Here is a 24,663-nt window from a genome sequence, read left to right on the forward strand (position 1 = left end):
CGCCCACAGTTTTGCTTTCTGTAAGAATATAACGTCTGAGCAATGATAGGAGAATAAGTCCCCTTCTTAAAATTACGTTTCAGTTCTCTAGAGATCGTTGACGGACTTCGGTCGACGGCAGCGGCAATAGTGCGAATAGAATGACCTTGGTTGAACATTAAAAATAGTTTTTCTCGTTCAAATATTGTAAGATGGTTATAGTGGCTCATAGCTATCTTCCTTTCAAATAGTGTGGACAACCCTATTTTAACTGGAATTTAGCTAGGGGTCTTTTTTAAGGATTAAGTGTTGCACTTAAAGTGTATATTCAAGATACAGCAATTTCATTTTCTTTTTTTGCAAATCCATGTCCTTCATTTTCTAGGACAAGATAAGTGATATCACGCTGCTTTTCTTTTAACTTTTCAACGATTTGATCCGATTCTTTTTTTACAACTCGCGGATCTTGTGCACCTTGTACAACTAACATCGGTTTAGTCATTTGATCCAAGTACGTAATAGGAGAATCTTCGATGAATTTTTCTTTGTCTTGATTTGGATCACCTAACCACAGTTTCATGATTGGTTTCCAATGCGGCGGTACAGATTCATAAAAAGAGAATAAGTTAGAAGGTCCAAATAAGTCCACAACAGCACGGAAATAATCTGGATGACGACCGTGAAGCAGTAGACTCATATATCCGCCATAACTGCCGCCTACTAGGAATAAAGAATCTTTCGAAGCAATACCTTGTTTGAATAACCATTCGATACTTGCAACATTATCTAACCTTGGAGCATTACCCCAGTCTTGTTCTACCAGCGTAGCAAAAGTTTTTCCATATCCTGTGCTACCTCTAAAATTAGGTGCGAAAATATTATATCCACTATATAAAAGTGCCTGAAATAAAGCACGGAAATTTTGTCTCTCGGCTGCTTGTGGACCACCATGAGGCCAGAAAATTGTATATCCATTCGCATTATCTTCAGTTGCTCTAAATAATAATGCTTCAATTTCTAGTTCGTCAAAAGAATTGAATTTAATGGTTTCGGGTTCGACCATTTCAGTTGAGTCAATTCCGAGGACACGATTTTCTGTCAGCGATTCCCAATGAACCCCATCAACCGAACGGAATATATTGACAGGCATTACTGCACTAGATCCCGATAAATAGATTGTTCCGTTTTTAGCAATTTTTATTTCTTGCAATACATGTACAGGAGAGACAAGTTCTTCTACTTCACGTGTCTCAGGATTAAAGCGATATAGATTATCTGTAACGCCTGCAGTAGTCGCTAAGATAAAAGTTTCGGATTCTTCGTGCCAGGAAACCTCTGTAATGCTTTCATCTCTGAATGAAAGTACTGTTTCGCTTTGGCGAGAGGCTAGATCATAACGGACCAGATAGGCTTGTTCACTTTGATAGTCTGTTACAAAGTAGATCATATTGCTCTCAGTGATAGTTGTTCCACTGATCGTATAAGGTGGTTTAGCATCTTCTGGAAGTAAAGGAATCATTTCATCTTCAACTTTTAAAAAGGCTTTTTGATGCGTATTAGAATATAATTTTGTGTAAATAAAGAGGGCTTCATCTCTGGAAACGGCTGTCAGATAAGTTGGAGCTTCCTGCCCCTTTTCTAAAAGTGTATCTTTTCCTGTCTCAAGATCTCTGACATGTGTGTTTAAGAAGTTAGGATTAGCGAGAGAGGTAGTATAATATAAACGATTTCCATCTTCAGAAAGGTCTGCAAAATAAAATTTTTCTGAAGCATCACCTGTTACAAGCGGGGTTGGATATCCGCCGTATATTGGAAGAGCATAAATTTGAGTATTTTCATTTCCATCCCTATCAAATCCCACTAGAACGTAATCAGAGTTTGGACTGATCTTGATAAAGGAGACAGATTCATCATACTTGGCGAATAGATAGGGTGTTGTACTTTCTTTTAAATCAATTGCCCATAGATTAGGCTCTCCAGTTATATCAGACATATAAATCAATTTTGATTCATCGTTTGCAATAGCAAAACTGCCAATACGGTTGGTATGGAAGAATTGTTCGAAATGTGCTTTTTCAAAATTCATGTACTTTCCTCCTTAAGAAACTATGTAAATTCTTTTTGTTGTTACTAGCTTACCATAATTTTTGGAAAAGCGAGAATAAAAACAGAAGCATGTAGCAAATTTATCAGAAGAATAAATACTAGGGTAAGTAGATGACAAGATGATTGAAACTTGTAGAAAGAGTGTGGAAAATATCAAAATTAGAAATGATTTACGTAAAATATAGCACAATAGAAACATCACATTTGTATTCATGTCCATTAACCTTAAAAGACGCGCAAGATATACTCTAGTACATCGAAAGAGGAAACGTTCTACATAGATGTTTATTTGATTAGCACTATCAAAAATTACTAGTAGTATTTAATAAAACTATTTTGATAAATTTTGGTTACATTTATCTTTATTCCAAATTAACTCCGTCAGAAAGTACCATTAGAAATAAGGGACTTTTCCTTCGAGGAGAAATGTTTGAAACTACATACCGAGTAAGAATATACTAAATGAATAGATGAATAAAGTTATAGTTGAATCAGATATTTATTTAGGAGGAGAAAGCCATGCAAAAAGTCAAACCATTTCCTAGAGAAAAAGGAATTGAAAATGGATTGAGATTATTAAGAGAAGGGTATTTGTATATACCCAATCGTCGAAAAGCATATCAATCTGATGCAGTTAAAACTAGAGTCCTCGGGCAAGAAGCAATATTACTAGGAGGAGAAGAAGCAGCAGAACTATTTTATGATGAAGATAAATTTAAGCGTGAAGGTGCTGCTCCAGAACCTGCTGTATCGACTTTGCTTGGTCAAGGTGGTGTTCAACAGTTAGATGATGAAGCACATCGTCATCGCAAAAAGATGTTTTTAGATCTTATGTCTAAAGAACGTATTGAAATCTGGGCAAAATTAGTGGAGAAATATCTATACATTGCTACAAAAGAATGGATCAGAAAAGATTCGATCAACTTTTATAAAGAAAGCCAGAAAGTGCTGACCCAAGCTGCATGTGAATGGTGTGGTGTTCCATTAAAAGATAAAGAAATTGATAAACGGACAGAGCAATTGATCAGTATGATTGAATCACCTGTTGCTGTAAGTAAACGCCATATCGAAGGACGAATCGGTAGGATCAAAGGAGAAAAATGGGTTTCTGGATTAATTGAGCAGGTAAGAGAAGGAACACTTCAACCAGACGAAGATACAGCGTTATACCAGATAGCTTGGCACAAAGAATTAGACGGAGAGCTATTGGACTTGAAAACTGCGGCAGTAGAATTACTGAATGTTATTCGACCTTCTGTTGCAATTGCTTTATACTTTGCATTTACGGCGTTAACCTTACAGCAGTTTCCGGAAGAAAAAAATAAATTGAATGGAGAAAATCCTTACTACCTGCATATGTTTATTCAAGAAATCAGACGATATTATCCGTTCTTCCCATTCAATGGTGCCATTACGCGAACAGACTTCATATGGAATGGCTATCAGTTTGAAAAAGATACTTTAACAATATTTGATTTTTATGGAACGAACCATGACCCAAGAGTTTGGGAAGATCCTGAAGACTTCAAGCCAGAGCGATTCAGCAATTGGCATGAGAGTCCTACTGATCAGATTCAGTTTAGATTATTGGCACAAGGCGGAGGTAGTTATTCTGCTGGTCATCGATGTCCAGGAGAATGGAATACAGTACGGGCAATGGAAATAATCACGGATTTCTTAGTCAACAAAATTGATTATACCGTTCCGGAACAAGATGTTGGATTTAGTTTAGTCAACATGCCGACAACACCTAAAAGTGGAATGATTTTTGAAAATATTCAGTATAAAGGTTAAGATAATTTAAAATAGTACTAGAAAAATTGTTCTATCTATAGTATAATTAAAAGTGCCGAAAGGCCGCATGACAATGGCGGGTGTATGAACCGTGTCAGGTCCGGAAGGAAGCAGCACTAAGTACATTCCTCCATGTGTTATGTGTATACATAGTTATGAACAATTGATAGTTGTGCATATAAGAAAAGAGATGTTCCTTTTATTAGGGCATCTTTTTTCTGTTTATGCATAGTTTCTATAAAAGGGTAAATTGAATAAAAATATACAAAATCTATTTCTCATTCACTCTGATTTCGCTTATAATGAAGAGTAGAGAAATCAAAATAGAAAACCGTAAATATAAATTTTATAAAGCGATCATCTAATGCAGTAAAATTATAGTAGAGAAGAGGGGAATCATGAGCTATCAAGCATTGTACCGCGTCTGGCGTCCGCAAAAATTTGGAGATATTGCTGGACAACAGGCAATTACAAAGACTCTGAGAAATGCGATTGTACAAGATAAAACGAGTCATGCGTATTTATTTACGGGACCTCGTGGTACAGGCAAGACGAGTGCAGCCAAAATTTTTGCCAAAGCAATCAACTGTCCACATGTTAAAGATGGTGAACCTTGTAATGACTGTGAGATTTGTCAGTCGATCAGCCAAGGAAAACTTGGAGATGTTATTGAAATCGACGCAGCAAGTAACAATGGGGTTGAAGAGATTCGTGATATCCGAGACAAAGCAAACTATGCTCCCACGCAAGCAGAATACAAAGTGTATATTATCGATGAGGTTCATATGTTGTCAATGGGGGCATTTAATGCCTTATTGAAAACACTTGAAGAACCTCCTGCTAATGTTATATTTATTCTGGCAACGACGGAACCTCACAAGATTCCTTTAACAATCATTTCCAGAACACAAAGATTTGACTTTAGGCGGATATCTCCTCAAGATATCATTAGTCGAATGCAATATATTCTGAATCAAAAAGAAGTAGAATTTGAATTAGATGCACTGACTACTATATCGAAAGCGGCAGAGGGAGGTATGCGGGATGCGTTAAGCATTTTAGACCAAGCCTTATCATTCTCTGAAGGGAAACTGAAAACAGAAGATGCAATGAGAATAACCGGTAGTATTACTCAAGAACTTTTGATTGAGTATATTCGTGCGCTTTATACTCAGCAAACTGAACAGGGCTTAAACATTCTCCATGAACTGATTGCTGAAGGGAAAGACCCTAGCCGCTTTGTAGAAGATATGATTCTATTCAGCAGAGATGTTTTGCTCTATCAAACAGCACAAACAGATGTGTTATTAAAAATGGGAAAAGCAGATGATGAGTTTATACAACTTTCAAACGAAGTGGCTTCACCGCTTTTATACGAAGTGATACAAGTATTTAACCAGACGCAGCAAGAAATGAGATTATCCAACCATGCTGAAGTTTATCTTGAAGTAGCAACAGTCAGACTAACACAACCCACTAAACCTTCTTCAAAAAGAGAAAATTCTAAAAATTTTCTTGAAGAAGATACTACGTCATCTGCAGAAATCTCAGATTTAAAAAAACAATTAGCAGATATGCAGAAGCTGATTCAGAATATGGCTGGGAATGAAGGTGCCGTAAAACATTCTCCATCCAAGCCGAAAAGATCTAAAAGCAGCCTAGTCTTTAAAGTCAACCGTCCATCCGTATATAGAGTCCTTGAAAAAGCGACAAAAAAGGACTTAGCCCAATTGAAAGATGTCTGGCCGGATTTGATGAATGTGCTGGAAGCCAGTCAAAAAGCTATTATGAATACTTCAACCCCTGTAGCAGCGAGTGCTCAAGGGTTGGTTGTGACCTTTGATTATGATATTCTATGTGAGAGAGCAACTAACGATAAACTTCTGTTAAATACTATTGGTGAATATCTTGAAAAAGTTATTGGACATAAAGCTGAATTAATTAGTGTTCCTGCTGAACAATGGCCAGTTATCCGTCAGGAATTCATTAAAAGTATGAAGGAAGAATCTGCCGATACTAGCGATACTCAGTCAGAAACATTTTCTCCAGAAGATAAAAGAGAACTTGAAACCGAGCCGATTGTATCAGAAGCACTTAAGATTTTTGGAGAGCAAATCGTTAAAATCGAAGAATAAAAATTATAATAATTAATAAAGGAGAATGAATAATGCGCGGTGGAATGGGAAATATGCAAGGTATGATGAAGAAAATGCAGAAAATGCAAAAAGAAATGGGAATAGCTCAAGAAACATTGAATCAGACAGAATTTACAGGATCAGCTAATGATGACCTGGTAACTGTGACTTTTACAGGTGATAAAAAATTAAAAAAAGTTTCAATCAAAGAAGAAATTGTCGATCCTGAAGATGTAGAAATTATTGAAGATCTTGTGCTACTTGCAGTAAATGATGCTCTTCAAAAAGTAGATGCAGAAACAGAACGTGTAATGGGGAAATATACTAAAGGTATGCCTGGAATGTAACACTGAGATTCAAGTAGAAGCCAATTAACACAATCTTTGATTGAGAGTATCTTTTTAGAAAGGAGACGGTCATGCATTATCCAGAACCGATCTCGAAATTAATGGAAAGTTATATGAAATTGCCAGGAATTGGGGAGAAAACAGCTGCCCGCCTGGCTTTTTATACAGTTAATATGAACGAAGACGATGTGACCGGCTTTGCCAGATCCCTAATTAGTGTCAAACGAGATCTGCATTACTGTTCAATATGCGGAAATATGACCGAACAAGACCCTTGTGAAATCTGTCAAGATAAAAGCAGAGATCAGTCATTGATCCTAGTTGTTGAACATCCCAAAGATGTCATTTCAATGGAAAAAATGCAGGAATTTAAAGGCTTGTATCATGTACTTCACGGAGTATTGTCTCCTATTGAGGGAACAGGTCCGGAAGATATCAATATACCGGATTTAATTAAACGACTTCAAAACGAAGAAGTAAAGGAAGTCATTATTGCAACCAATGCTACAGCTGAAGGAGAGGCTACAGCAATGTACTTGTCGCGTTTGATTAAACCATCAGGCATTAAAGTCACGCGTCTGGCGCATGGTCTATCAGTAGGAAGCGATATAGAATATGCTGATGAAGTAACTCTGCTTAAAGCAGTTGAAGGCCGCAGGGATATGTAGGAGAAGATGAAATGGGATTGTTTAAAAGAAAGTCAAAACTGAGAAAAGAATATGACGAAAAACTTTTATCTTTAATGCAACATCAAAAAGCACTGTGGGAAAATTCTAAAGTGATGGAAGAAATTATCGTAGAAGAACATCCAAAACTTAAAGCAGAACGCAAACTAGCTCAGGCAAAATACTTTTATTTATTCAAAGAGGCAAAAGTGAGAAAAATAAAAGGAAATTAGTTGACTAATATTAAATGAAAAAGCAAGTGTCGCTGGAAATAGACATTTGCTTTTTTTATTTATATAGAAAAATCTCTGAGAAAATCCTTTTATAAAATCCATAGACAATAGGGATGAATCTCACGTATAATAAACTAAATAGGATAATTATTTTAGAATTGAGGAAATAAATGTGACAGGTCTGTTTATTACAATAGAAGGACCAGATGGAGCGGGAAAATCTGGTTTAGTCAAACGGCTGGTTCCGACCATCCAATCCATGATCAATCATCCACTTGTTGTAACTCGTGAGCCTGGAGGCAGTGAAATTGCTGAAGAAATTCGCAAGCTTATTTTGAATCCGGCATATTTGGCAATGGATGCTAGAACAGAAGCATTACTTTACGCAGCTAGTCGTAGACAGCATGTGGTAGAGAAAATCCTACCGGCTTTATCAAGAGGGGAAGTTGTATTATGTGACCGTTTTGTTGACAGCTCAATAGCCTACCAAGGACAAGCTAGAGGAATTGGCATGGAAAAGGTAATGGCTATAAATGAATTTGCGATAGAAGGACTAAAACCGGATATTACCCTTTATCTAGACGTAGATGCAGAAGTAGGATTAAAGAGGATTAAGGACAAAAAATCTAAAAGAACACAGGATAGACTAGAATTAGAAGCTGTGACATTTCATGAAGAAGTAAGCAAGGCCTATCATTTACTAATTGAAAAAGACCCGAATCGCTTCCGTGTTATTGATGCAAGCTTGGACCAGGATAGCGTGTACAAGAATGCACTTGATGCACTTGAAACAGCAATAGAAGAGTATAAGAATCAAGATAACGATTAAGGAAGGATGAAAAACATGAAATTGATAGTAGCGATCGTTCAAAATCAAGACAGCAAAAGACTTGCCGATGAATTTGTAGAGAAAGGCTTCCGTGCAACAAAACTATCTTCTACAGGAGGGTTTCTACGTGCCGGAAATACAACTTTTTTAATTGGAGTGGAAGACCGTAGAGTAGAAAGTGTATTAGCTCTGATTAAAGAAAATTGTTCAACTAGAAGTCAAACGATGATGAGCCCGCCTTCTTATGATTTTACATTAGAATCTGACTTGACATATCCGGTAGATATAGAAGTAGGAGGAGCAACATTATTTGTTCTTCCAATCGAACAATTCCAACAATTTTAAAGCTAGGGGAGACGTCTAATGTCTACCATTGTTAAAAAGCAAGCTAATATCCATGAATTATTTTCTAAAATGATTCAAAACCAGACTATACAGCATGCTTATTTATTTGAAGGTGTTGCTGGAGCTGGAAAAAAAGAAATGGCATTGTGGATCGCAAAAGCTCTTTTTTGTCCCAATTATTTTGAGCATAATGAGCCATGCGGCACTTGCCATCAGTGCCAGAGGATTGATACGCATCAGCATCCAGATATTATTGAAATCAAACCAGATGGATTATCAATCAAAGTAGCGCAAGTTAGAGAATTGAAAGCGGAATTTTCTAAAAGTGGAGTAGAGAGTAAAAGAAAGTTGTTTATTATCGAAGATGTTGAAAAGATGACCCAGAATGCTGCTAACAGTTTGCTGAAATTTCTGGAAGAACCCGATGGTGAAACAACAGCACTGCTTTTAACTACAGCAAAGCAGAGACTTTTGCCGACCATTCTTTCTAGATGCCAAGTCATTCATTTCCCAGTCCAGTCTCTTGAAAAAAGAATTCGGGAACTAGAAGCCAGAGGATTGACTTTGTCACAAGCTTCTTTAACTTCTAGAGTTACTCACGATGCTGATAAAGCAATCGAACTCGCAAATGATGAAGAGTTCCAGGATACAGTTAAGACTGTCTGGAATTGGTTCAAACTTTTAGCTAAGCAGGATGAACAGGCATTTATTTTTGTACAGACTGAACTGATGAGTACGGTCAAAGAGAGAGAATCTTATCAATTTGTTATTGATCTGCTGATTATTATATATCGAGACCTTCTTAACTTGACGTATTCAGATTCAGTCATACTGGCTTTTTTGAATCAAGAATCCAGTATGAAGCAATTTGCTGCTCAGTTATCCAGCAGAAAACTAATTGAAGTTTTAGAACAACTACTTGAAGCAAAAAAGAAGCTAAATAGTAACGTAGCAGCCCAAGGTGTTTTCGAAGATATTGCATTACAGATAGTTTTTAGTTAAATTTAAAAAGAGTAAGCATATAAATACAGATAATGACTGAGATTTTATATTTTTCTTTATTGAGTGTTTGCCAATTCAATTCTAATCGTGTTATGCTATTAAAAGATACTATATCGCCAATTCAATTTTTTAACTGCTCGACCGTTTAAAATATTCAAGTCGAAATCAAACGTGAAGAAATCTGTAGAAATGAAAAAGTGGTGTACAATGAATAAAAAGGAATTACATGACACATTTTCCGAGTTGGAATCCCAAGCAGAAGCCACTCTGAAGACACTCAAGCAAGTAAAACAAGAGCTGTCTCAGTTAACCGAAGAGAACCATGCTTTAAGTATGGAGAACCAGCATTTACGAGACAGATTAGCTGAAGTCATCAAGCAGCAATCCATTGAAAAACAAATTAGTGATACTGGAATGACTAAATCTCGAATGAATCTAGAGAAGATATATGAAGATGGATTTCATGTATGTAATCTTTTTTATGGTTCTAGAAGAGATGGAGACGAACCATGCGCATTTTGTTTGGAAGTTATTTATGGAGAGCGAAAATAAAGTAGACAGTCGGATTAGAAAAACATATAAATTTTCAGGTACTATATATAGTGGTTATCGAAAAAAACAAAAAAGTATATTATTAGTGCAACTCCTTGTACACTCTCGTTTTGCTTGTTAAATTGAGCAAAAAAAGCGAGAGTGTCTTTTTGTGCCTTAACACAACATGTTGTGTTCTTGTTAAATTAATTTTCTACATACAGTGTTTTATGCTTGAAAAAAATCTGAAGTCATGTAAAATAATAGATACGATACCAAGCGAGCTTAGCGCTGGAACAGGATGGCAAACAATTAGCGCTAATCACTATATATAGATGAGCTCATTGGTTGGAATAAACTAATTCACAGAGAAATTCACGAAGATATCGAACGAAATCGATGCAGTAATTTTCATTTATTTAGGAGGAAATCATCATGTCAAATAAACCAGTTATTGTCTATTCAAAACCTAATTGTATGCAATGCAACTTTACTAAAAAATATTTAGAAGATAAAGGAATCTCTTACGAAGTTAAAGATATTGCTGAAAATGAAGCAGCAATTGAAGAAGTGAAAAGCTTAGGATTTAGTTCTTTACCAGTTGTTATTGCTGAAGGACTAGAAGCATTCAACGGATTCCGTCCTGATATGCTGAATCAGTTAGCGTAGTGCCATGAAAGTAGTCTATCTTTCTTTAACAGGCCAGACAAGAAAATTTGTAAATAAACTTGGAATGGATTTGTTGGAAATAACTCCAACAGATCCTTTCATTACTGTAAATGAGCCTTACATCGTCATTACTCCTACATACGATAAGGAAGTGACGGAAATTCTAAATGACTTTATTGAGACAGAACATAATGAATCTTTTCTAAAAGGAGTAGCTGGCGGAGGAAATATTAATTTTGGTCAGCTATTTGTTTTTACAGCAAAAGATCTAGCGAAAGATTATAATGTGCCTCTGCTTCACAGCTTTGAATTTCAAGGGAATGAAGTAGACGTGAAAAAATTAAAGAAAGCGGTGGATGATCTTGGCTTCAACTAGTCCAGTAAAAGAAATACCTAAAGAAGTGACGTATTTTCAATTAAACAATGAAATCAATCGACCAGTAAATAATCAAATTCCGCTTCATAAAGACCGAGAAGCGGTTAGAGCTTACTTTATTGAACATGTAAACCCTAATACTGTTAAATTCGATAGTATCAATGAAAAAATTGATTATCTGATTGAACATGATTTTATTGAAGAACCTTTTCTATCTCAATATTCAAGGTCATTTATCACTGAATTATTTGAAGATTTATATAATCAGAAATTCCGTTTTCGTTCATTTATGTCTGCGTATAAGTTCTATACTCAATATGCGCTTAAAACAAATGATGGTAATCGATTCCTAGAAAGATTTGAAGATCGTATCGGCTTTAATGCTCTGTATTTAGCAAATGGGGATGAAACACTTGCAAGAAAGATTGCAGACGAAATCATTCATCAGCGTTATCAGCCAGCGACACCGACTTTCTTGAACGCTGGAAGAAAACGACGTGGAGAATTAGTTTCTTGTTTCCTGATTCAGACGACAGATGATATGAATAGTATCGGTCGTGCGATCAATTCAGCACTTCAATTGTCTCGTATTGGTGGAGGTGTCGGAGTGAATCTGACAAACCTTAGAGCTGCCGGAGATCCAATCAAAAAAATCGAAAATGCATCCAGCGGTGTTTTACCGGTTATGAAGTTGCTGGAAGACAGCTTTAGTTATTCCAACCAGTTAGGACAAAGAAATGGTGCTGGTGCAGTATATCTGAATTTATTCCATCCGGACATTATGAGTTTTCTATCAACTAAAAAGGAAAATGCGGATGAAAAAGTTCGCGTTAAAACCCTTTCTCTAGGCGTCGTGGTACCAGATAAATTCTACGATTTGGCTGCTCGCAATGAAGATATGTATCTATTTAGTCCATATGATGTAGAAAGAATCTATGGTGAACCATTTGCTTATGTAGATATTTCTAAAGAATACGACAATATGGTCGCAAATCCCGAAATCAAGAAAACTAAAATCAAAGCTCGTGAGCTTGAAAATGAAATCTCCAAGCTGCAACAGGAATCTGGTTATCCATATGTAATCAATATTGATACAGCGAACAAGGCGAATCCGGTATACGGTACAATTACAATGAGTAACTTGTGTAGTGAAGTACTGCAAATACAAGAACCATCTATAATCAAAGATAATCAAGAATATGAATCTCTTGGTACTGATATTAGCTGTAATTTGGGGTCGACAAATGTAGTGAATTTGATGACTACTCCAGATTTCGAGGGTTCAGTGGATACAATGGTACGTGCATTGACCTATGTCACAGATCGCTCAAATATCGAAGCTGTTCCTTCTGTGAAAAATGGAAATGATAGATATCATACGATTGGTTTAGGAGCCATGGGACTGCATACATTTTTTGCACTAAATCAAATGCATTACGGATCACCTGAATCAGTAGAGTTTACAGATGCGTACTTTTTGCTGCTGAACTATTATACATTGAAAGCCAGCAATAAGATTGCAAAAGAGCGTAATCAGGTATTTTATGATTTTGATAAATCGGATTATGCAAATGGGACTTACTTTGATAACTATACAAAAGAAGATTTTAATTTTGCTTCAGAGAAAGTTGCAGCAATTTTTGAAGAACGTGGTATCAGTATTCCAACATCATCTGACTGGGATACACTTAAAGAATCTGTCCAGGAATCCGGATTATATCACCAATACCGCATGGCTGTTGCTCCAACAGGGTCAATCAGTTATGTGAATGAAACATCTGCTAGTATTCATCCTATCACCCGTTTAGTAGAAGAACGTCAAGAAAAACTGACTGGTAAAACTTATTATCCCGCACCATACTTATCAAATGATACGATGCCTTATTATAAGAGTGCTTATGATATGGACATGCGTAAAGTCATTGATATCTATGCTGCAGCTCAAAAACATGTGGATCAGGGAATGAGTTTGACTTTGTTCATGAGATCAGAAATTCCAGCAGGTATTTATGAATGGAAAGAAGGCAAGACAACAAAACAGACAACGCGTGATTTGAATATTTTAAGACACTACGCCCATAAAAAAGGGATTAAGTCTATCTACTATGTTCGCACGTTTACGGACGATGCAGAAGAAATCGGATCAAATGCGTGTGAAAGCTGCACGATATAAGTCACGTCAAAACGTACAGGAGGAAATCCCTGAAAAGCTATATGTTCTTTTATAGGGATTTCCTTGTATGCTGTAAATGACTCAGACAGAGCAAAGGATATGGACAAGGAGAATAAAATGACTGAAACGTATAAAGCCATTAACTGGAATCAGATCGAAGATATGGTTGATAAATTGACATGGGAAAAATTGGTAGAACAATTCTGGACTGATACTCGTATTCCATTGTCCAATGATTTGAGTGACTGGCAAAAGTTATCTTTTGATGAGAAAGATATGATTGCTAAAGTATTCGGAGGATTAACATTACTAGATACTTTACAGTCTCAGGATGGGATCGAAGCATTGAAGAAGAGTATTCGTACTCAACATGAAGAAGCTGTATATAATAATATTGAGTTCATGGAATCTATGCATGCAAAAAGCTATAGTGCGATTTTTAGCACATTAAACACTAAATCTGAGATTGATCAGATTTTTGAATGGACACATTCAAACGAAATGCTTCAGAAAAAAGCTCAAATCATCAATGCGATTTACCAAGAAGGTACACATTTACAGAAAAAAGTTGCTAGTGTATTTTTGGAATCATTCTTGTTTTATTCTGGATTCTTTGCACCACTTCATTATTTGGGAAACAGTAAAATGACAAACGTAGCTGAGATTATCAAGCTGATCCTAAGAGATGAGTCAGTACACGGCACATACATTGGATATAAGTTTCAGATTGGCTATAATCAATTATCTGAACCTGAACAAGAAGAATTAAAAAACTGGACATATGAATTATTATTCAAGCTATATGAGAACGAAATGGAATATACAGAGTATCTATACGGTGCAATTGGCTGGACAGAACGTGTTGGGGTATTCTTAAGATACAACGCCAATAAGGCCTTACAGAATTTAGGTTTTGATCCCTTGTTTCCAGATACATCAGAAGACGTTGATCCCATTATCATGAATGGAATTTCCACAGGAACCAGCAATCATGATTTCTTCTCTCAAGTAGGGAATGGCTATCTACTGGGAATGGTTGAAACTATGGAAGATGAAGACTACGTTAAATGGTATTAGATTGATCGTGTTAACTGAAAAGTACTTCCTGCTTATGATTTTAAGCAGGATATACTTTTGATAGTGTTTGTGAAAAAACAACCAAAGGAACAAAATAATTGAGAGGGGCAGAATAAATGCAGACTACATATAAAGAAAACGAGACGATCCTACTAGAAGAGAAAGTAGAAAATAAATTAAAAGTATTAAAACAAGATGGTCGTACACAATCTTTCAATTTAAATAAAGTCCTGAGAATTTATATAGAATCAGCAAGACAGAATAATGTACAGTTGACCGATAATGAGCTAAATATAATTAAAGATAAAATAGAAGAAAAAATAGCAGTAAGAGTGTCACCTTTCATCAAAACATGTGAAATTGAACACATTTTAAAAAAGGTAATGAATGAATCAGGGCATCCAAAATTGATTATTTCGTATAATGAAGAAAAAGAAAATAAGTTAAGCGAAAGACAAAATCGGCGAGATGTAAACAAAATGATTCAAAGTTTACTAATAAAAGATAAAAGTATCGTCAATGAGAATGCAAACAAAGACAGCAATGTGTTCAATACACAACGAGATTTAACGGCTGGAATAGTGGGTAAGGCAGTTGGATTGAAGATGCTGCCAGAACATGTTGCGAACGCGCATGAAAAAGGTGAAATTCACTATCATGATCTAGATTATACGCCTTATTCCCCTATGAGTAATTGCTGTTTGATCGACTTTAAAGAAATGTTTGAAAAAGGATTTCAAATCGGTAATGCAGAAGTTGATTCACCCCAGTCTATACAGACTGCAACTGCACAAACAGCTCAGATCATAGCTAATGTAGCTTCCAGTCAATATGGCGGGTGCAGCTTTGATCGTATTGATGAAGTACTGGCACCTTATGCAAAACTGAATTATAAAAAACATCAGCAAACAGCAGAAAAATGGATAGATGATAAAGTAAAGAGACAAGAGTATGCAGTCGAGAAAACAAAAAAAGACATATATGATGCCATGCAAAGTTTAGAGTATGAAATTAATACACTTTATACTTCTCAAGGACAAACACCATTTACAAGTGTGGGATTTGGATTAGGTACGAACTGGCTAGAGCGAGAAATCCAAAAATCTATTTTAAAAGTACGCTTGAAAGGCTTGGGAAAAGAAAAGCGAACAGCGATCTTTCCCAAACTGATTTTTACTTTAAAGCGTGGCATTAATTTGAATCCGGAAGATCCTAATTATAAAATCAAACAGCTTGCATTAGCTTGCTCAGCAAAAAGAATGTATCCAGATATATTATCTTATGATAAAATTGTTGAATTGACTGGAAGTTTCAAAGCGCCAATGGGATGTCGCTCATTCTTACAAGGATGGAAAGATGAGCAAGGCCAAGAAATCAACTCTGGAAGAATGAATCTCGGGGTCGTTACCTTGAATTTACCTCGAATAGCATTGGAGGCAAAAGGAGATCAGTCAAAATTATGGTCATTACTAGAAGAAAGACTTGATACTCTTCATGATGCCCTGATTTTTAAAGCTGAACGGGTGATGGATGCTACACCAGAAAATGCCCCTATATTGTATATGCACGGTGCATTCGGCAAACGACTAACAAAAGAGCAGAGTGTCAGTGAATTATTCTTGAACAGAAGGGCTACAGCCTCTCTAGGATATATAGGATTATATGAAGTCGCTACAGTGTTTTATGGTGGTGAATGGGAAGAAAATAAAGAAGCTAAAGCATTTACACTGGATATTATCCGAAAACTCAAACAGACAGCCGACAGCTGGAGTGAAGAGACTAATTTGCATATTAGTGTATATTCTACGCCAAGTGAAAGCCTGACAGATCGTTTCTGTAAATTAGATAAAGAAAAATTTGGTATAGTTAAAGATATAACGGACAAAGGCTATTACACAAACAGCTTTCATTATGATGTCCGAAAAAATCCGACACCATTTGAAAAGATTGAATTTGAGAAAGAATATGCTCCTTATACTAGTGGAGGATTCATTCATTATTGTGAATATCCAAAATTACAAACAAACTTAAAAGCATTAGAAACTGTATGGGATTTTGCTTACGATAAAGTTGGATATCTAGGAACTAATACACCAATTGATCACTGCTATAAGTGTGGGTTTGAAGGAGACTTCACTCCTACTGAACATGGCTTTAAATGTCCTGAATGCGGGAATACGGATCCGGAGACTTGTGATGTCGTTAAAAGAACATGTGGTTATCTTGGAAATCCGCAAAAAAGGCCAATGGTAGATGGACGACATAAAGAAATCTCTTCAAGATTGAAGCATATGAAAGGATCTGACGTGAATGCCAACTGATCCAGTAGCCTGGACCTCAGATCAGTTCAGTAAGCATTATATTGCAGACTATAAACCTTACAATTTTGTAGATGGAGAAGGTGTTAGATGCAGTATTTATGTCAGTGGTTGCCCGTTTGCCTGTAAAGGATGCTATAACAAAGTTGCCCAAAATTTTACTTATGGGAAACCGTATTCCAAAGAATTAGAAGATAGAATTGTAGAAGATTTACGAGCTGAATACTGTCAAGGCCTTACACTGCTTGGCGGAGAACCATTTTTGAATACAGGTGTTACGATACAACTATGTCGACGTATCCGAGAAGAATTTGGATCAGCAAAAGACATCTGGTCTTGGACAGGTTACACATGGGATGAATTGATGCGGGGAACTGAAGATAAACAGACATTGCTCACTTATTTAGATGTTATAGTGGATGGTCGCTTTGAACTTGATAAAAAAGATTTAAACTTAGCATTTAGAGGAAGTTCAAATCAGAGAATAATTGACGTTCAGCAATCTTTAAAAACAGAAACAGTAAAGTTATGGAATAATGGTGACTATAAGTAAACCTCTAAAGCATTAAGAGCAGCTTTCAAAAAATCACTCGAAAGTATTTCTGCTCTTAATGTTTTTATATTAAAAAAGAAAATGTAGAGAGTTTGTTTAGAGTTTAATGAAGTAAGGATGAAAACTTGCTTTTCGTGAACCCTGATTTCTGGTATATTCTGTTGTATACTTTATATAATGAAATCAACTTCAAAAATAAAAAGTATAGATAATATATTCAGATTTTAAGGAGATAAATAGTGGAAGATAAAAGTATAAAGCAGCATTACGGATTATTAACAGCATTATCTATGATTGTAGGTATATGTGTAGGTTCTGGTATCTTTTTTAAAGCAGACGACATTTTAACATACACAGGTGGTAATGTTTTCTTAGGAATTATTGTATTTTTAATTGGAGCTTTCTGTGTTATTTTCGGGAGTATTACTTTAACAGAACTGGCAAGTAGAACTTCAAAAACTGGTGGTGTTGTAGGCTACTTTGAAGAATTTATTTCTTCGTCAGCTGCAAGTGCATTTGGCTGGTTTCAGTTATGGATCTACTTTCCAACGATAACGGTCGTAGTGGCCTGGGTCGCGGGAATTTATACGACGATGCTATTTGGACTTTCAACAACATTGGAGATGCAAATAGGTATTGGATTAGTTTATTTAACTTTTCTTTTTTCATTAAACTATCTTTCGCTTAAAACAGGTGGAAGATTTCAGAATTTGACAACCTTGATCAAAATGGTTCCGTTGATTGGTATTGGAGTTGTAGGGCTGTTTTGGAGTTCGCCTACACCGGAAATACCAAGTGGAATTGCAGCAATTGGAACAAGTTCAGTTGGGCTAGGATGGTTAGCGGCGCTTGCTCCTATGGCCTTTTCTTTTGAAGGCTGGGTTATTTCAACAACCATTACTCCAGAAGTGAAAAATGCTAAACGTAATATGCCGATTGCATTAACGATTGGGCCATTGATCGTGCTAGCAGTTTATCTAGCATACTTCTTAGGAACAGTAGCAATTGTAGGTGAAGAATATATCCTTTCCACAGGAGATGCTGCAATTAACCAGATCGGTACAGCCATTTTAGGAGCAAATGGAGAATCGATCATGTTGACATTCGTATTAATTGCAGTACTAGGTGTGGTTAATGGTTTGACCTTGGGATTTATCCGTTTACCGCAGGCGTTGGCAATGAAGAATATGATTCCGATGAGTGATAAGATAGCAGAAATAGATCCGAAAAGTGAACTATCACCTTCTTCTGCTACGGCAGCTTATATGATTAGTCTCGTATGGATGCTGCTACATTACCTTACTCAAAAGACAGGATTGTTATCAGGCGGGGACGTTAGTGAGATTGCAATTGTTTTCAGCTATCTCGCTTATGCAGTACTTTACCTTAAAGTCATTCAACTAAAACGAGAAGGTATTGTTCAGAGTGTATTCTTAGGATATATTGCGCCAGTATTTGGGACGATTGGGGCAATGGTAATCTTGATAGGTGGTATTTTCTCAAATCCAACATTCGTGCCATTCTTTTTGATCTTTTCTCTGCTGATTTGTATTGCGGGCTATTTCTATTATCAGAAAAAAGTTGTAGAAGTATAAAATAATGAAATAAATTAGAGCGCTCAGAAGATAAATTACTTTTGAGCGTTTTTTTGCATAGGGATCTTTATTTTTAGTATAATTTAGCCAGTAGCTCCTGTAGTTATAAAATAAGAATGGCTAGTTTAAAAAAGGGGGTAATTATATGGTACTGGAATTAGATTCAATGGACTTTCATGATATGACACTGACATGGATAAATGGTGGGATTACTTCAATGGACGGTGGAGCCATGTTTGGCCCCGTACCTAAACCACTTTGGTCAAAAAAATATCCGGTAAATGAGAAAAATCAGATAGAGTTACCGACAGATGCGATTCTAATTCAATATCAAGGGAAAAATTATTTGATTGATGCAGGAGTAGGTAGAGGGAAGCTGACTGAAAAACAGATTAGAAACTATGGCGTGAGGGAAGAAACACAAGCAGAAGAAAGCCTGGCTCAATTGGGAATAACGACAAATGATATTGATATGGTTCTGATGACCCATATGCATTTTGATCATGCCGGTGGTCTTACTCAATTAATTAAAGATAAATATGTCTCCACCTTCCCTAATGCTATAATCTACGTAAATAATGTTGAGTGGAACGAAATTCGTCACCCTAATATACGTTCTAAAAGTACTTACTGGAAAGAGAACTGGGAAGTCATTCAAGATCAGGTTAGAACATTTGATGATCATATTACAGTGGTGCCGGGGATCGAATTGTTCCATACTGGAGGTCATAGTAAGGGGCACTCGATTGTAAAATTAACTCAGCAAAGAGAGACTTTACTGCATATGGCTGATATTATGCCGACACATGCTCATCAGAATCCGTTATGGGTACTTGGGTTTGATGATTATCCAATGGATTCCATTGCAGCAAAACAGCATTGGATGAAAGAAGCAGTAGAAACAAATGCTAAATTCATATTCTACCACGATGCTTTCTATAGAATGATTCAATGGGATACTACTGGAAAAAATGTAATAAGTTCTCTCAAACGAACTAAACTGCCGTATATTAATTGGAGTCCTGAGAATGAAACAATAGATCGAGGATCCTTAAAAGGGTAATTTTAACAGATAGAATTATTTAAATTTATAGTAAGAATCTAATCATACTTTATAAACTGTAGAATCAAAGTGTTTACAGAGAATTTGCAAAGGCTTTAAAAATTGATTTATTAGTAGAATATGGTATAATGGAATTACATTAGGAATAAATATGAAACATTATATAAAATCGTTTTAACGAAGTTTAATCGATCTGGCGCAACTATAGAGTTGTAAGGACATAGTAGAGGTAGGGACTGTGTTGTTTAAATGAGAAACTCAGTAATATAATTTGAATAGTATTTTAGCACGAAAATCACTGTATAAGTCATTTATTTTTAATTAGAGAGCCGCTCCTTAATTGGAGGGGCTTTTGTCAATTCTAGAGTAATATTGATAAGTGGATTTTGGTATACTGGAATAAATGAATAGATAAGGAAGCGAACAAGTGGAAGATTTACTTAGAAATGATGAACGAATTGATCAACTGATGCAGTATGACCTGAAAATTATTCAAAGTCCCACTGTTTTTTCGTTTTCATTAGATGCGGTACTTTTAGGAGATTTTGCTCAGGTTCCAAGACATGATCGCGCGAATATAATGGATTTGTGCTCAGGAAACGGAGCAATCGCTTTGATGTTGAGCCAAAAGACAAAGAGCTTAGTAACAGGGGTAGAAATTCAGGAGCGACTAATTGATATGGCGAATAGGAGCATCCGCTTAAATAGGCTGGAAAGTAAAGTTAATATGATTCATACAGACGTCAATGAAATAAAAAACTGGATCAGACATGACTCAGTGGATGTGGTGACTTGCAATCCTCCATATTTCAAACATACAAAGGAAAGTGCCAAAAATCCTAATCAGCATCTGGCAATCGCTAGACATGAGCTCTACTTGAATTTGCAAGAACTTATGAAAGCGACTGCTTTTTTATTAAAAACAAAAGGAAAAGCATATTTTGTGCATAGACCGGAACGGTTTCTTGAAATTTTAGATGCTATGCGAGAAGTTAATCTCGTACCAAAGCGAGTCAGATTTGTTTATCCCAAAGAACATAAAGAGGCTAACATGCTGCTGATCGAAGGAATAAAAAATGGCAAAGAAACTGGATTTACGGTTCTTCCACCATTATATGTATTTGATCAGCAAGATGAATATTTACCAGAAGTTAGAAGGATGATATATGGAAGCAACAGAAAAGAAAGCTAGTTACTTTTATGTACTGCTTTGTAAAGATGATACACTTTATGGTGGGTATACAACAAACCTGGACCGTAGACTGAAAGAACATAATACCGGCACAGGTGCAAAATATACACGTCCAGCTTATAGGAGACCTGTACGAATGATTTATGCAGAAAGCTATGTTTCCAGAAGTGAAGCAACAAAAGCTGAAGCAGCATTCAAGAAACTGACGCGTAAAAATAAAGAATATTATTTAAAAAGAAATGGTGTATCGATTCCATTTAAGGACCAGTTAAATCGAATCATCAATAATACAGAGGAGTCCAATGATGCAGACACAGAAGAGTTTTGAAACAAGTGAAAAAGGCATTCTCTACTTAATTCCTACTCCGATTGGAAATCTGGAAGATATGACGTTTAGAGCGATTCGTTTATTAAAAGAAGCAGATATTATTGCGGCTGAAGACACTAGAAATACACAAAAGTTATTGAATCATTTTGAGATAGAAACAAAACAAATCAGTTTTCATGAACATAACTCTAAAGAAAGAACGACTCAATTAGTAGAAAGAATGCTAGCTGGAGAAACAGTGGCACAGGTTAGCGATGCCGGAATGCCATCAATTAGTGACCCGGGAGTTGACTTAGTGAAGTCAGCTATAGAAGCAGGAATAGCTGTTGTTCCATTACCGGGTGCAAATGCTGCCTTACCTGCTTTAATTGCCTCTGGAATCGCACCACAGCCTTTCTGCTTCTATGGATTCTTATCAAGAAAGAAAAAGGATCTACAGTTAGAACTGGAAAATTTGAAAAATCGTCAAGAAACACTGATTTTTTATGAATCACCTCACAGATTGAAAACGATGTTGGAACAAATGGAACCTGTACTTGGATCTGAACGTAAAATTGTTCTAGCGAGGGAATTGACGAAGCGATATGAAGAATTTATTCGTGGTTCAGTTTCTGAAGTATTTAAATGGGCACAGAACGAACAGATTAGAGGGGAATTCTGTATCATTGTAGAAGGAAATAAAAGCCCTGATTTAGATGAACAAGAGGCGGAATGGACAAACTGGACATTAAAAGAGCATGTTGAAAAAATAATCGACAAGCAGGACGTAACGAGTAAAGCAGCTATTAAAAAAGTGGCGCAACTTAGAAATGTACAAAAAAGAGAAGTTTATTCTGCTTATCACGAGTTATAAATACTAGATAGTATTCTTGAAAAAGATACAGTATAATATAAATAAATGAAGGAGGCTATTTCAATGAAAAAATGGACTAGATTAGTGGCATTTTTAACTATTGGAGCTACTTTAGCTGCGTGCAGTAATGACACAGAAGAGTCAGCGATGGAGCCGGAATCTGAGCAAACTACGAATACTGAAACAAATGTAAATAATGACTATCAAACAATGCTGGACCAGGCAAAAGTGCAATATGATGCAGAAAAATTGGATGAAGCAGCTGGAACGCTATCTCTTTTATTGAAAGAAGATTTGACAGAGTATCCAGATATTCAGTCAGAAGCAGAAAGCTTATTAGAAGAAGTGAATTTGACCCAAGCCGAACAAGCAAGGGAAGTGGCCAGTGCATCTTCAGATAAAACTGAATATCAGACAGAACGTCAGTCAAGTGTACTAGGAGAAGAGTATCTGGCTGCTACAGGTAAATCTATAGAAGATGCAACAGATGAAGAGCTGGGTAATTGGCTAGCTGAAAAAGAAGAAAAAGCTGAAGCAGAAACTAATTCTGAGGAAACTGCTACAGAAGAAACTGAAACACAAGATCAAAAAACATTTGCCACAGATAAAGAAGCAGAAGACTACGCTTTTACCCAATCTGTAGATCGTCTAGAATTAAATAACGAAAATTATTCAATCTTTGTAGATAGAACAGATAATCAATGGGTTTCTATTGAGGTAAGAGAAACCGTAAAACAAGACGGAGTAGAATGGTCTAATTTAATTGGGTTATATCGATATGACTTGCAGACTGACTCTATCGAAAAACTGGATTCAGTAACTGGAGAATATCAGGATGTTGAATAGCCATACTTCAATTAAAAAGGATATACCGATACTAGGTATATCCTTTTTTTATCTTAAAAATACGACATCATAGAAATTTTACAAAAGCTATGTCATAATATTAAAAAAGGGGTGGAAGAAATGACTCAAACAATTTTGACATGGCGTAACCTTACAGCGCAGCAAGAAGAAAAAATAAAAGAATTAGCACCTGATTATAAACTGATTTCTTCACTTGAAGAAGCAGATAATCTAGAAGATATAGAGGTAGTATATGGTTGGAAAAGTGAAGATGGGAATAAACTGATCGACCATTCAGCGAATCAGGTAAAATGGATACAGGTGGCTTCTGCTGGCGTAGATTATTTAGACCAGGAGAAATTGAAGAAACAAGACATTTTGCTAACAAATTCAAGCGGAATTCACTCGAATGGTATTGCAGAGTCTGTCTTCGGAATGTTACTTAATTATACAAGAGGAATGGATATTTCTTTAAAAGCACAATTGAAAAGTGAATGGATATCAGTCGACACATTACTAGAGTTAAGTGGTAAGACAATGATGATCGTGGGTACTGGAGAGATTGGAAAACAAACTGGTAAAGTTGCTCATGCTTTTGATATGAAAACGATTGGTATCAATCGCAGTGGTGGTGAAGTGGAGCATATGGATGAACAATATACCCAGGATGATTTAGAGAATGTAATTGGACACGCAGATATTGTAGTGAATATTCTTCCGATGACAGATGAAACTGATAAGTTGTTTGATAAAAATTTATTTAAACAAATGAAAGATCAAAGTATATTTATTAATGTCGGTCGTGGTGGAACAGTAGATACAGATGCTTTACTGGAAGCATTGGACTCTAATATTGCTTATGCCGGATTGGATGTATTTCACGAAGAACCCTTACCAAACGATCATCCACTTTGGAATCGTGAAGATGTATTGATTACGCCGCACATTGCTGGTAGATTAGAGGATTACAGTAAAAGTCTCTTTCCGATATTTGAAAAAAACTTAAAAGCCTACGTGAACGGAGAAGAATTACCTATTAATTTAGTAGATTATTCTCGCGGCTATTAATCACTACTAAACAATGATACATTTAATAAAAGTTTAAACGATTGTAAAATTACTGTTTCAATAGTAATTGCACAATCGTTTTTTTGTTTTGAATTTTATAAATAAAATAATGTATAAATATACTTAAAAAGGCGATTTAATTTATTAAAAAGCGTAAAATATTCAAAAAAGATAATAAAACAGTTGACATAGAAAATTGGCTGATGTAGACTATTTCATAACATCAATGAACAAGAGAGTAGATGAGATACTTTCATAAATGCCTATGGCAATCAGCGAGCCGATACAGAGTGGAAGATCGGCATGAAAAACTCATTGAACCGCACTTGGAAGATGCTGTTTTGAATCGTACTGTCTGGGACAAGTAAGGTCTGGGCAGGAGAAGGAGAAACAGCCGTCATACAGCGTTAATGTACTGAGGTGGCAGACACCCGTTAGTAAATATTTGTCTGCAAGTAGAGTGGTACCGCGATTTAAATCGTCTCTGTGTAAAAACAGCAGGCGTTTTTTTTATTGTCTAGCTTCACACACCAACCCTTCGAGAAAAAGATAAAATTACCCATTGCGCGGGATGCTTATTGACATA

General features: G+C 36.0%; 24 protein-coding genes, 1 other RNA gene and 1 other annotated feature. Of the genes, 23 read left to right on the plus strand and 2 right to left on the minus strand.

Annotated features, from left to right (window positions below; genetic code table 11):
• Together BM212_RS02085 and BM212_RS02090 are read right to left on the minus strand one after the other, a co-directional pair.
• Positions 1 to 209: helix-turn-helix domain-containing protein (locus tag BM212_RS02085; RefSeq protein WP_143744890.1), on the minus strand; the 209-nt coding region annotated here is incomplete at its 3' end.
• Between the two features lie 98 nt (positions 210 to 307).
• Complete coding sequence (locus tag BM212_RS02090) at positions 308 to 2,065, minus strand: S9 family peptidase (RefSeq protein WP_091895824.1); 1,758 nt, start codon at positions 2,063 to 2,065, stop codon at positions 308 to 310.
• 539 nt (positions 2,066 to 2,604) lie between these two features.
• Here BM212_RS02090 and BM212_RS02095 point away from each other — a divergent pair.
• The 23 genes from BM212_RS02095 to BM212_RS02205 all read left to right on the plus strand — a co-directional run bounded on the left by BM212_RS02095 (position 2,605) and on the right by BM212_RS02205 (position 24,077).
• Positions 2,605 to 3,879, plus strand: coding sequence for a cytochrome P450 (locus tag BM212_RS02095; RefSeq protein WP_091895827.1), 1,275 nt, complete (start codon positions 2,605 to 2,607; stop codon positions 3,877 to 3,879).
• Positions 3,880 to 3,941: 62 nt separating this feature from the next.
• Positions 3,942 to 4,028: signal recognition particle sRNA small type (gene ffs, locus BM212_RS02100), an RNA gene on the plus strand.
• A 249-nt stretch (positions 4,029 to 4,277) separates the two neighbouring features.
• The gene (dnaX, locus tag BM212_RS02105) at positions 4,278 to 6,014 is read left to right on the plus strand and encodes a DNA polymerase III subunit gamma/tau (RefSeq protein ID WP_091895830.1); all 1,737 of its coding nucleotides are present in this window, start codon (positions 4,278 to 4,280) and stop codon (positions 6,012 to 6,014) included.
• Between the two features lie 32 nt (positions 6,015 to 6,046).
• Positions 6,047 to 6,361 carry a YbaB/EbfC family nucleoid-associated protein gene (locus tag BM212_RS02110; protein WP_091895833.1) on the plus strand — a complete coding sequence of 105 codons (315 nt, stop codon included), beginning with the start codon at positions 6,047 to 6,049 and terminating at the stop codon, positions 6,359 to 6,361.
• A gap of 71 nt (positions 6,362 to 6,432) precedes the next feature.
• The gene (recR, locus tag BM212_RS02115; RefSeq protein WP_072693166.1) at positions 6,433 to 7,029 is read left to right on the plus strand and encodes a recombination mediator RecR; all 597 of its coding nucleotides are present in this window, start codon (positions 6,433 to 6,435) and stop codon (positions 7,027 to 7,029) included.
• 11 nt (positions 7,030 to 7,040) lie between these two features.
• Positions 7,041 to 7,259, plus strand: a complete 219-nt coding sequence (locus BM212_RS02120) for a YaaL family protein (RefSeq protein ID WP_072693164.1) — start codon at positions 7,041 to 7,043, stop codon at positions 7,257 to 7,259.
• A gap of 172 nt (positions 7,260 to 7,431) precedes the next feature.
• Positions 7,432 to 8,088: a dTMP kinase gene (gene tmk, locus BM212_RS02125; RefSeq protein ID WP_177206274.1), complete on the plus strand. Its 657-nt coding sequence runs from the start codon at positions 7,432 to 7,434 to the stop codon at positions 8,086 to 8,088.
• Positions 8,089 to 8,103: 15 nt separating this feature from the next.
• Positions 8,104 to 8,433 (plus strand): cyclic-di-AMP receptor, encoded by a 330-nt coding sequence (locus tag BM212_RS02130; RefSeq protein ID WP_072693160.1) that lies wholly within the window; start codon positions 8,104 to 8,106, stop codon positions 8,431 to 8,433.
• An 18-nt stretch (positions 8,434 to 8,451) separates the two neighbouring features.
• Positions 8,452 to 9,435, plus strand: coding sequence for a DNA polymerase III subunit delta' (gene holB, locus BM212_RS02135; protein WP_091895840.1), 984 nt, complete (start codon positions 8,452 to 8,454; stop codon positions 9,433 to 9,435).
• 207 nt (positions 9,436 to 9,642) lie between these two features.
• Positions 9,643 to 9,987 (plus strand): initiation-control protein YabA, encoded by a 345-nt coding sequence (locus BM212_RS02140; RefSeq protein WP_072693156.1) that lies wholly within the window; start codon positions 9,643 to 9,645, stop codon positions 9,985 to 9,987.
• Positions 9,988 to 10,401: 414 nt separating this feature from the next.
• Positions 10,402 to 10,635 (plus strand): glutaredoxin-like protein NrdH, encoded by a 234-nt coding sequence (gene nrdH, locus BM212_RS02145; RefSeq protein WP_072693153.1) that lies wholly within the window; start codon positions 10,402 to 10,404, stop codon positions 10,633 to 10,635.
• Between the two features lie 4 nt (positions 10,636 to 10,639).
• On the plus strand, positions 10,640 to 11,011 hold the full coding sequence (nrdI, locus tag BM212_RS02150; RefSeq protein ID WP_091895842.1) for a class Ib ribonucleoside-diphosphate reductase assembly flavoprotein NrdI: 372 nt from the start codon (positions 10,640 to 10,642) through the stop codon (positions 11,009 to 11,011).
• Positions 10,998 to 13,184 (plus strand): class 1b ribonucleoside-diphosphate reductase subunit alpha, encoded by a 2,187-nt coding sequence (gene nrdE / locus BM212_RS02155; RefSeq protein ID WP_245750915.1) that lies wholly within the window; start codon positions 10,998 to 11,000, stop codon positions 13,182 to 13,184. The genes nrdI and nrdE overlap by 14 nt, the downstream gene beginning before the upstream one ends.
• 117 nt (positions 13,185 to 13,301) lie before the next feature.
• Positions 13,302 to 14,261, plus strand: a complete 960-nt coding sequence (gene nrdF / locus BM212_RS02160; protein WP_091895847.1) for a class 1b ribonucleoside-diphosphate reductase subunit beta — start codon at positions 13,302 to 13,304, stop codon at positions 14,259 to 14,261.
• A gap of 116 nt (positions 14,262 to 14,377) precedes the next feature.
• Complete coding sequence (gene nrdD / locus BM212_RS02165) at positions 14,378 to 16,582, plus strand: anaerobic ribonucleoside-triphosphate reductase (RefSeq protein WP_091895851.1); 2,205 nt, start codon at positions 14,378 to 14,380, stop codon at positions 16,580 to 16,582.
• Positions 16,572 to 17,132, plus strand: coding sequence for an anaerobic ribonucleoside-triphosphate reductase activating protein (nrdG, locus tag BM212_RS02170; protein WP_091895853.1), 561 nt, complete (start codon positions 16,572 to 16,574; stop codon positions 17,130 to 17,132). The genes nrdD and nrdG overlap by 11 nt, the downstream gene beginning before the upstream one ends.
• A gap of 239 nt (positions 17,133 to 17,371) precedes the next feature.
• Positions 17,372 to 18,727, plus strand: a complete 1,356-nt coding sequence (locus BM212_RS02175) for an APC family permease (RefSeq protein WP_091895856.1) — start codon at positions 17,372 to 17,374, stop codon at positions 18,725 to 18,727.
• Between the two features lie 145 nt (positions 18,728 to 18,872).
• On the plus strand, positions 18,873 to 19,790 hold the full coding sequence (locus tag BM212_RS02180; RefSeq protein WP_218149675.1) for a YtnP family quorum-quenching lactonase: 918 nt from the start codon (positions 18,873 to 18,875) through the stop codon (positions 19,788 to 19,790).
• Positions 19,791 to 20,259: 469 nt separating this feature from the next.
• The gene (locus BM212_RS02185; protein ID WP_091895975.1) at positions 20,260 to 20,982 is read left to right on the plus strand and encodes a tRNA1(Val) (adenine(37)-N6)-methyltransferase; all 723 of its coding nucleotides are present in this window, start codon (positions 20,260 to 20,262) and stop codon (positions 20,980 to 20,982) included.
• On the plus strand, positions 20,957 to 21,310 hold the full coding sequence (locus tag BM212_RS02190; RefSeq protein ID WP_072693138.1) for a GIY-YIG nuclease family protein: 354 nt from the start codon (positions 20,957 to 20,959) through the stop codon (positions 21,308 to 21,310). The genes BM212_RS02185 and BM212_RS02190 overlap by 26 nt, the downstream gene beginning before the upstream one ends.
• Entirely contained in the window at positions 21,288 to 22,163 is an 876-nt protein-coding gene (rsmI, locus tag BM212_RS02195; protein ID WP_072693118.1) for a 16S rRNA (cytidine(1402)-2'-O)-methyltransferase, read from the plus strand. Before BM212_RS02190 ends, rsmI begins: the two co-directional genes overlap by 23 nt.
• 63 nt (positions 22,164 to 22,226) lie before the next feature.
• Positions 22,227 to 23,009 carry a hypothetical protein gene (locus tag BM212_RS02200; protein WP_072693116.1) on the plus strand — a complete coding sequence of 261 codons (783 nt, stop codon included), beginning with the start codon at positions 22,227 to 22,229 and terminating at the stop codon, positions 23,007 to 23,009.
• 120 nt (positions 23,010 to 23,129) lie between these two features.
• Positions 23,130 to 24,077 carry a phosphoglycerate dehydrogenase gene (locus tag BM212_RS02205; protein ID WP_091895859.1) on the plus strand — a complete coding sequence of 316 codons (948 nt, stop codon included), beginning with the start codon at positions 23,130 to 23,132 and terminating at the stop codon, positions 24,075 to 24,077.
• A 217-nt stretch (positions 24,078 to 24,294) separates the two neighbouring features.
• Positions 24,295 to 24,566 (plus strand) — a binding site (T-box leader).
• The last annotated feature ends 97 nt before the right edge of the window (positions 24,567 to 24,663 follow it).

It is taken from the genome of Marinilactibacillus piezotolerans (assembly GCF_900114235.1).
In the GTDB taxonomy this organism is placed as follows: Bacteria; Bacillota; Bacilli; order Lactobacillales; family Carnobacteriaceae_A; genus Marinilactibacillus; species Marinilactibacillus piezotolerans.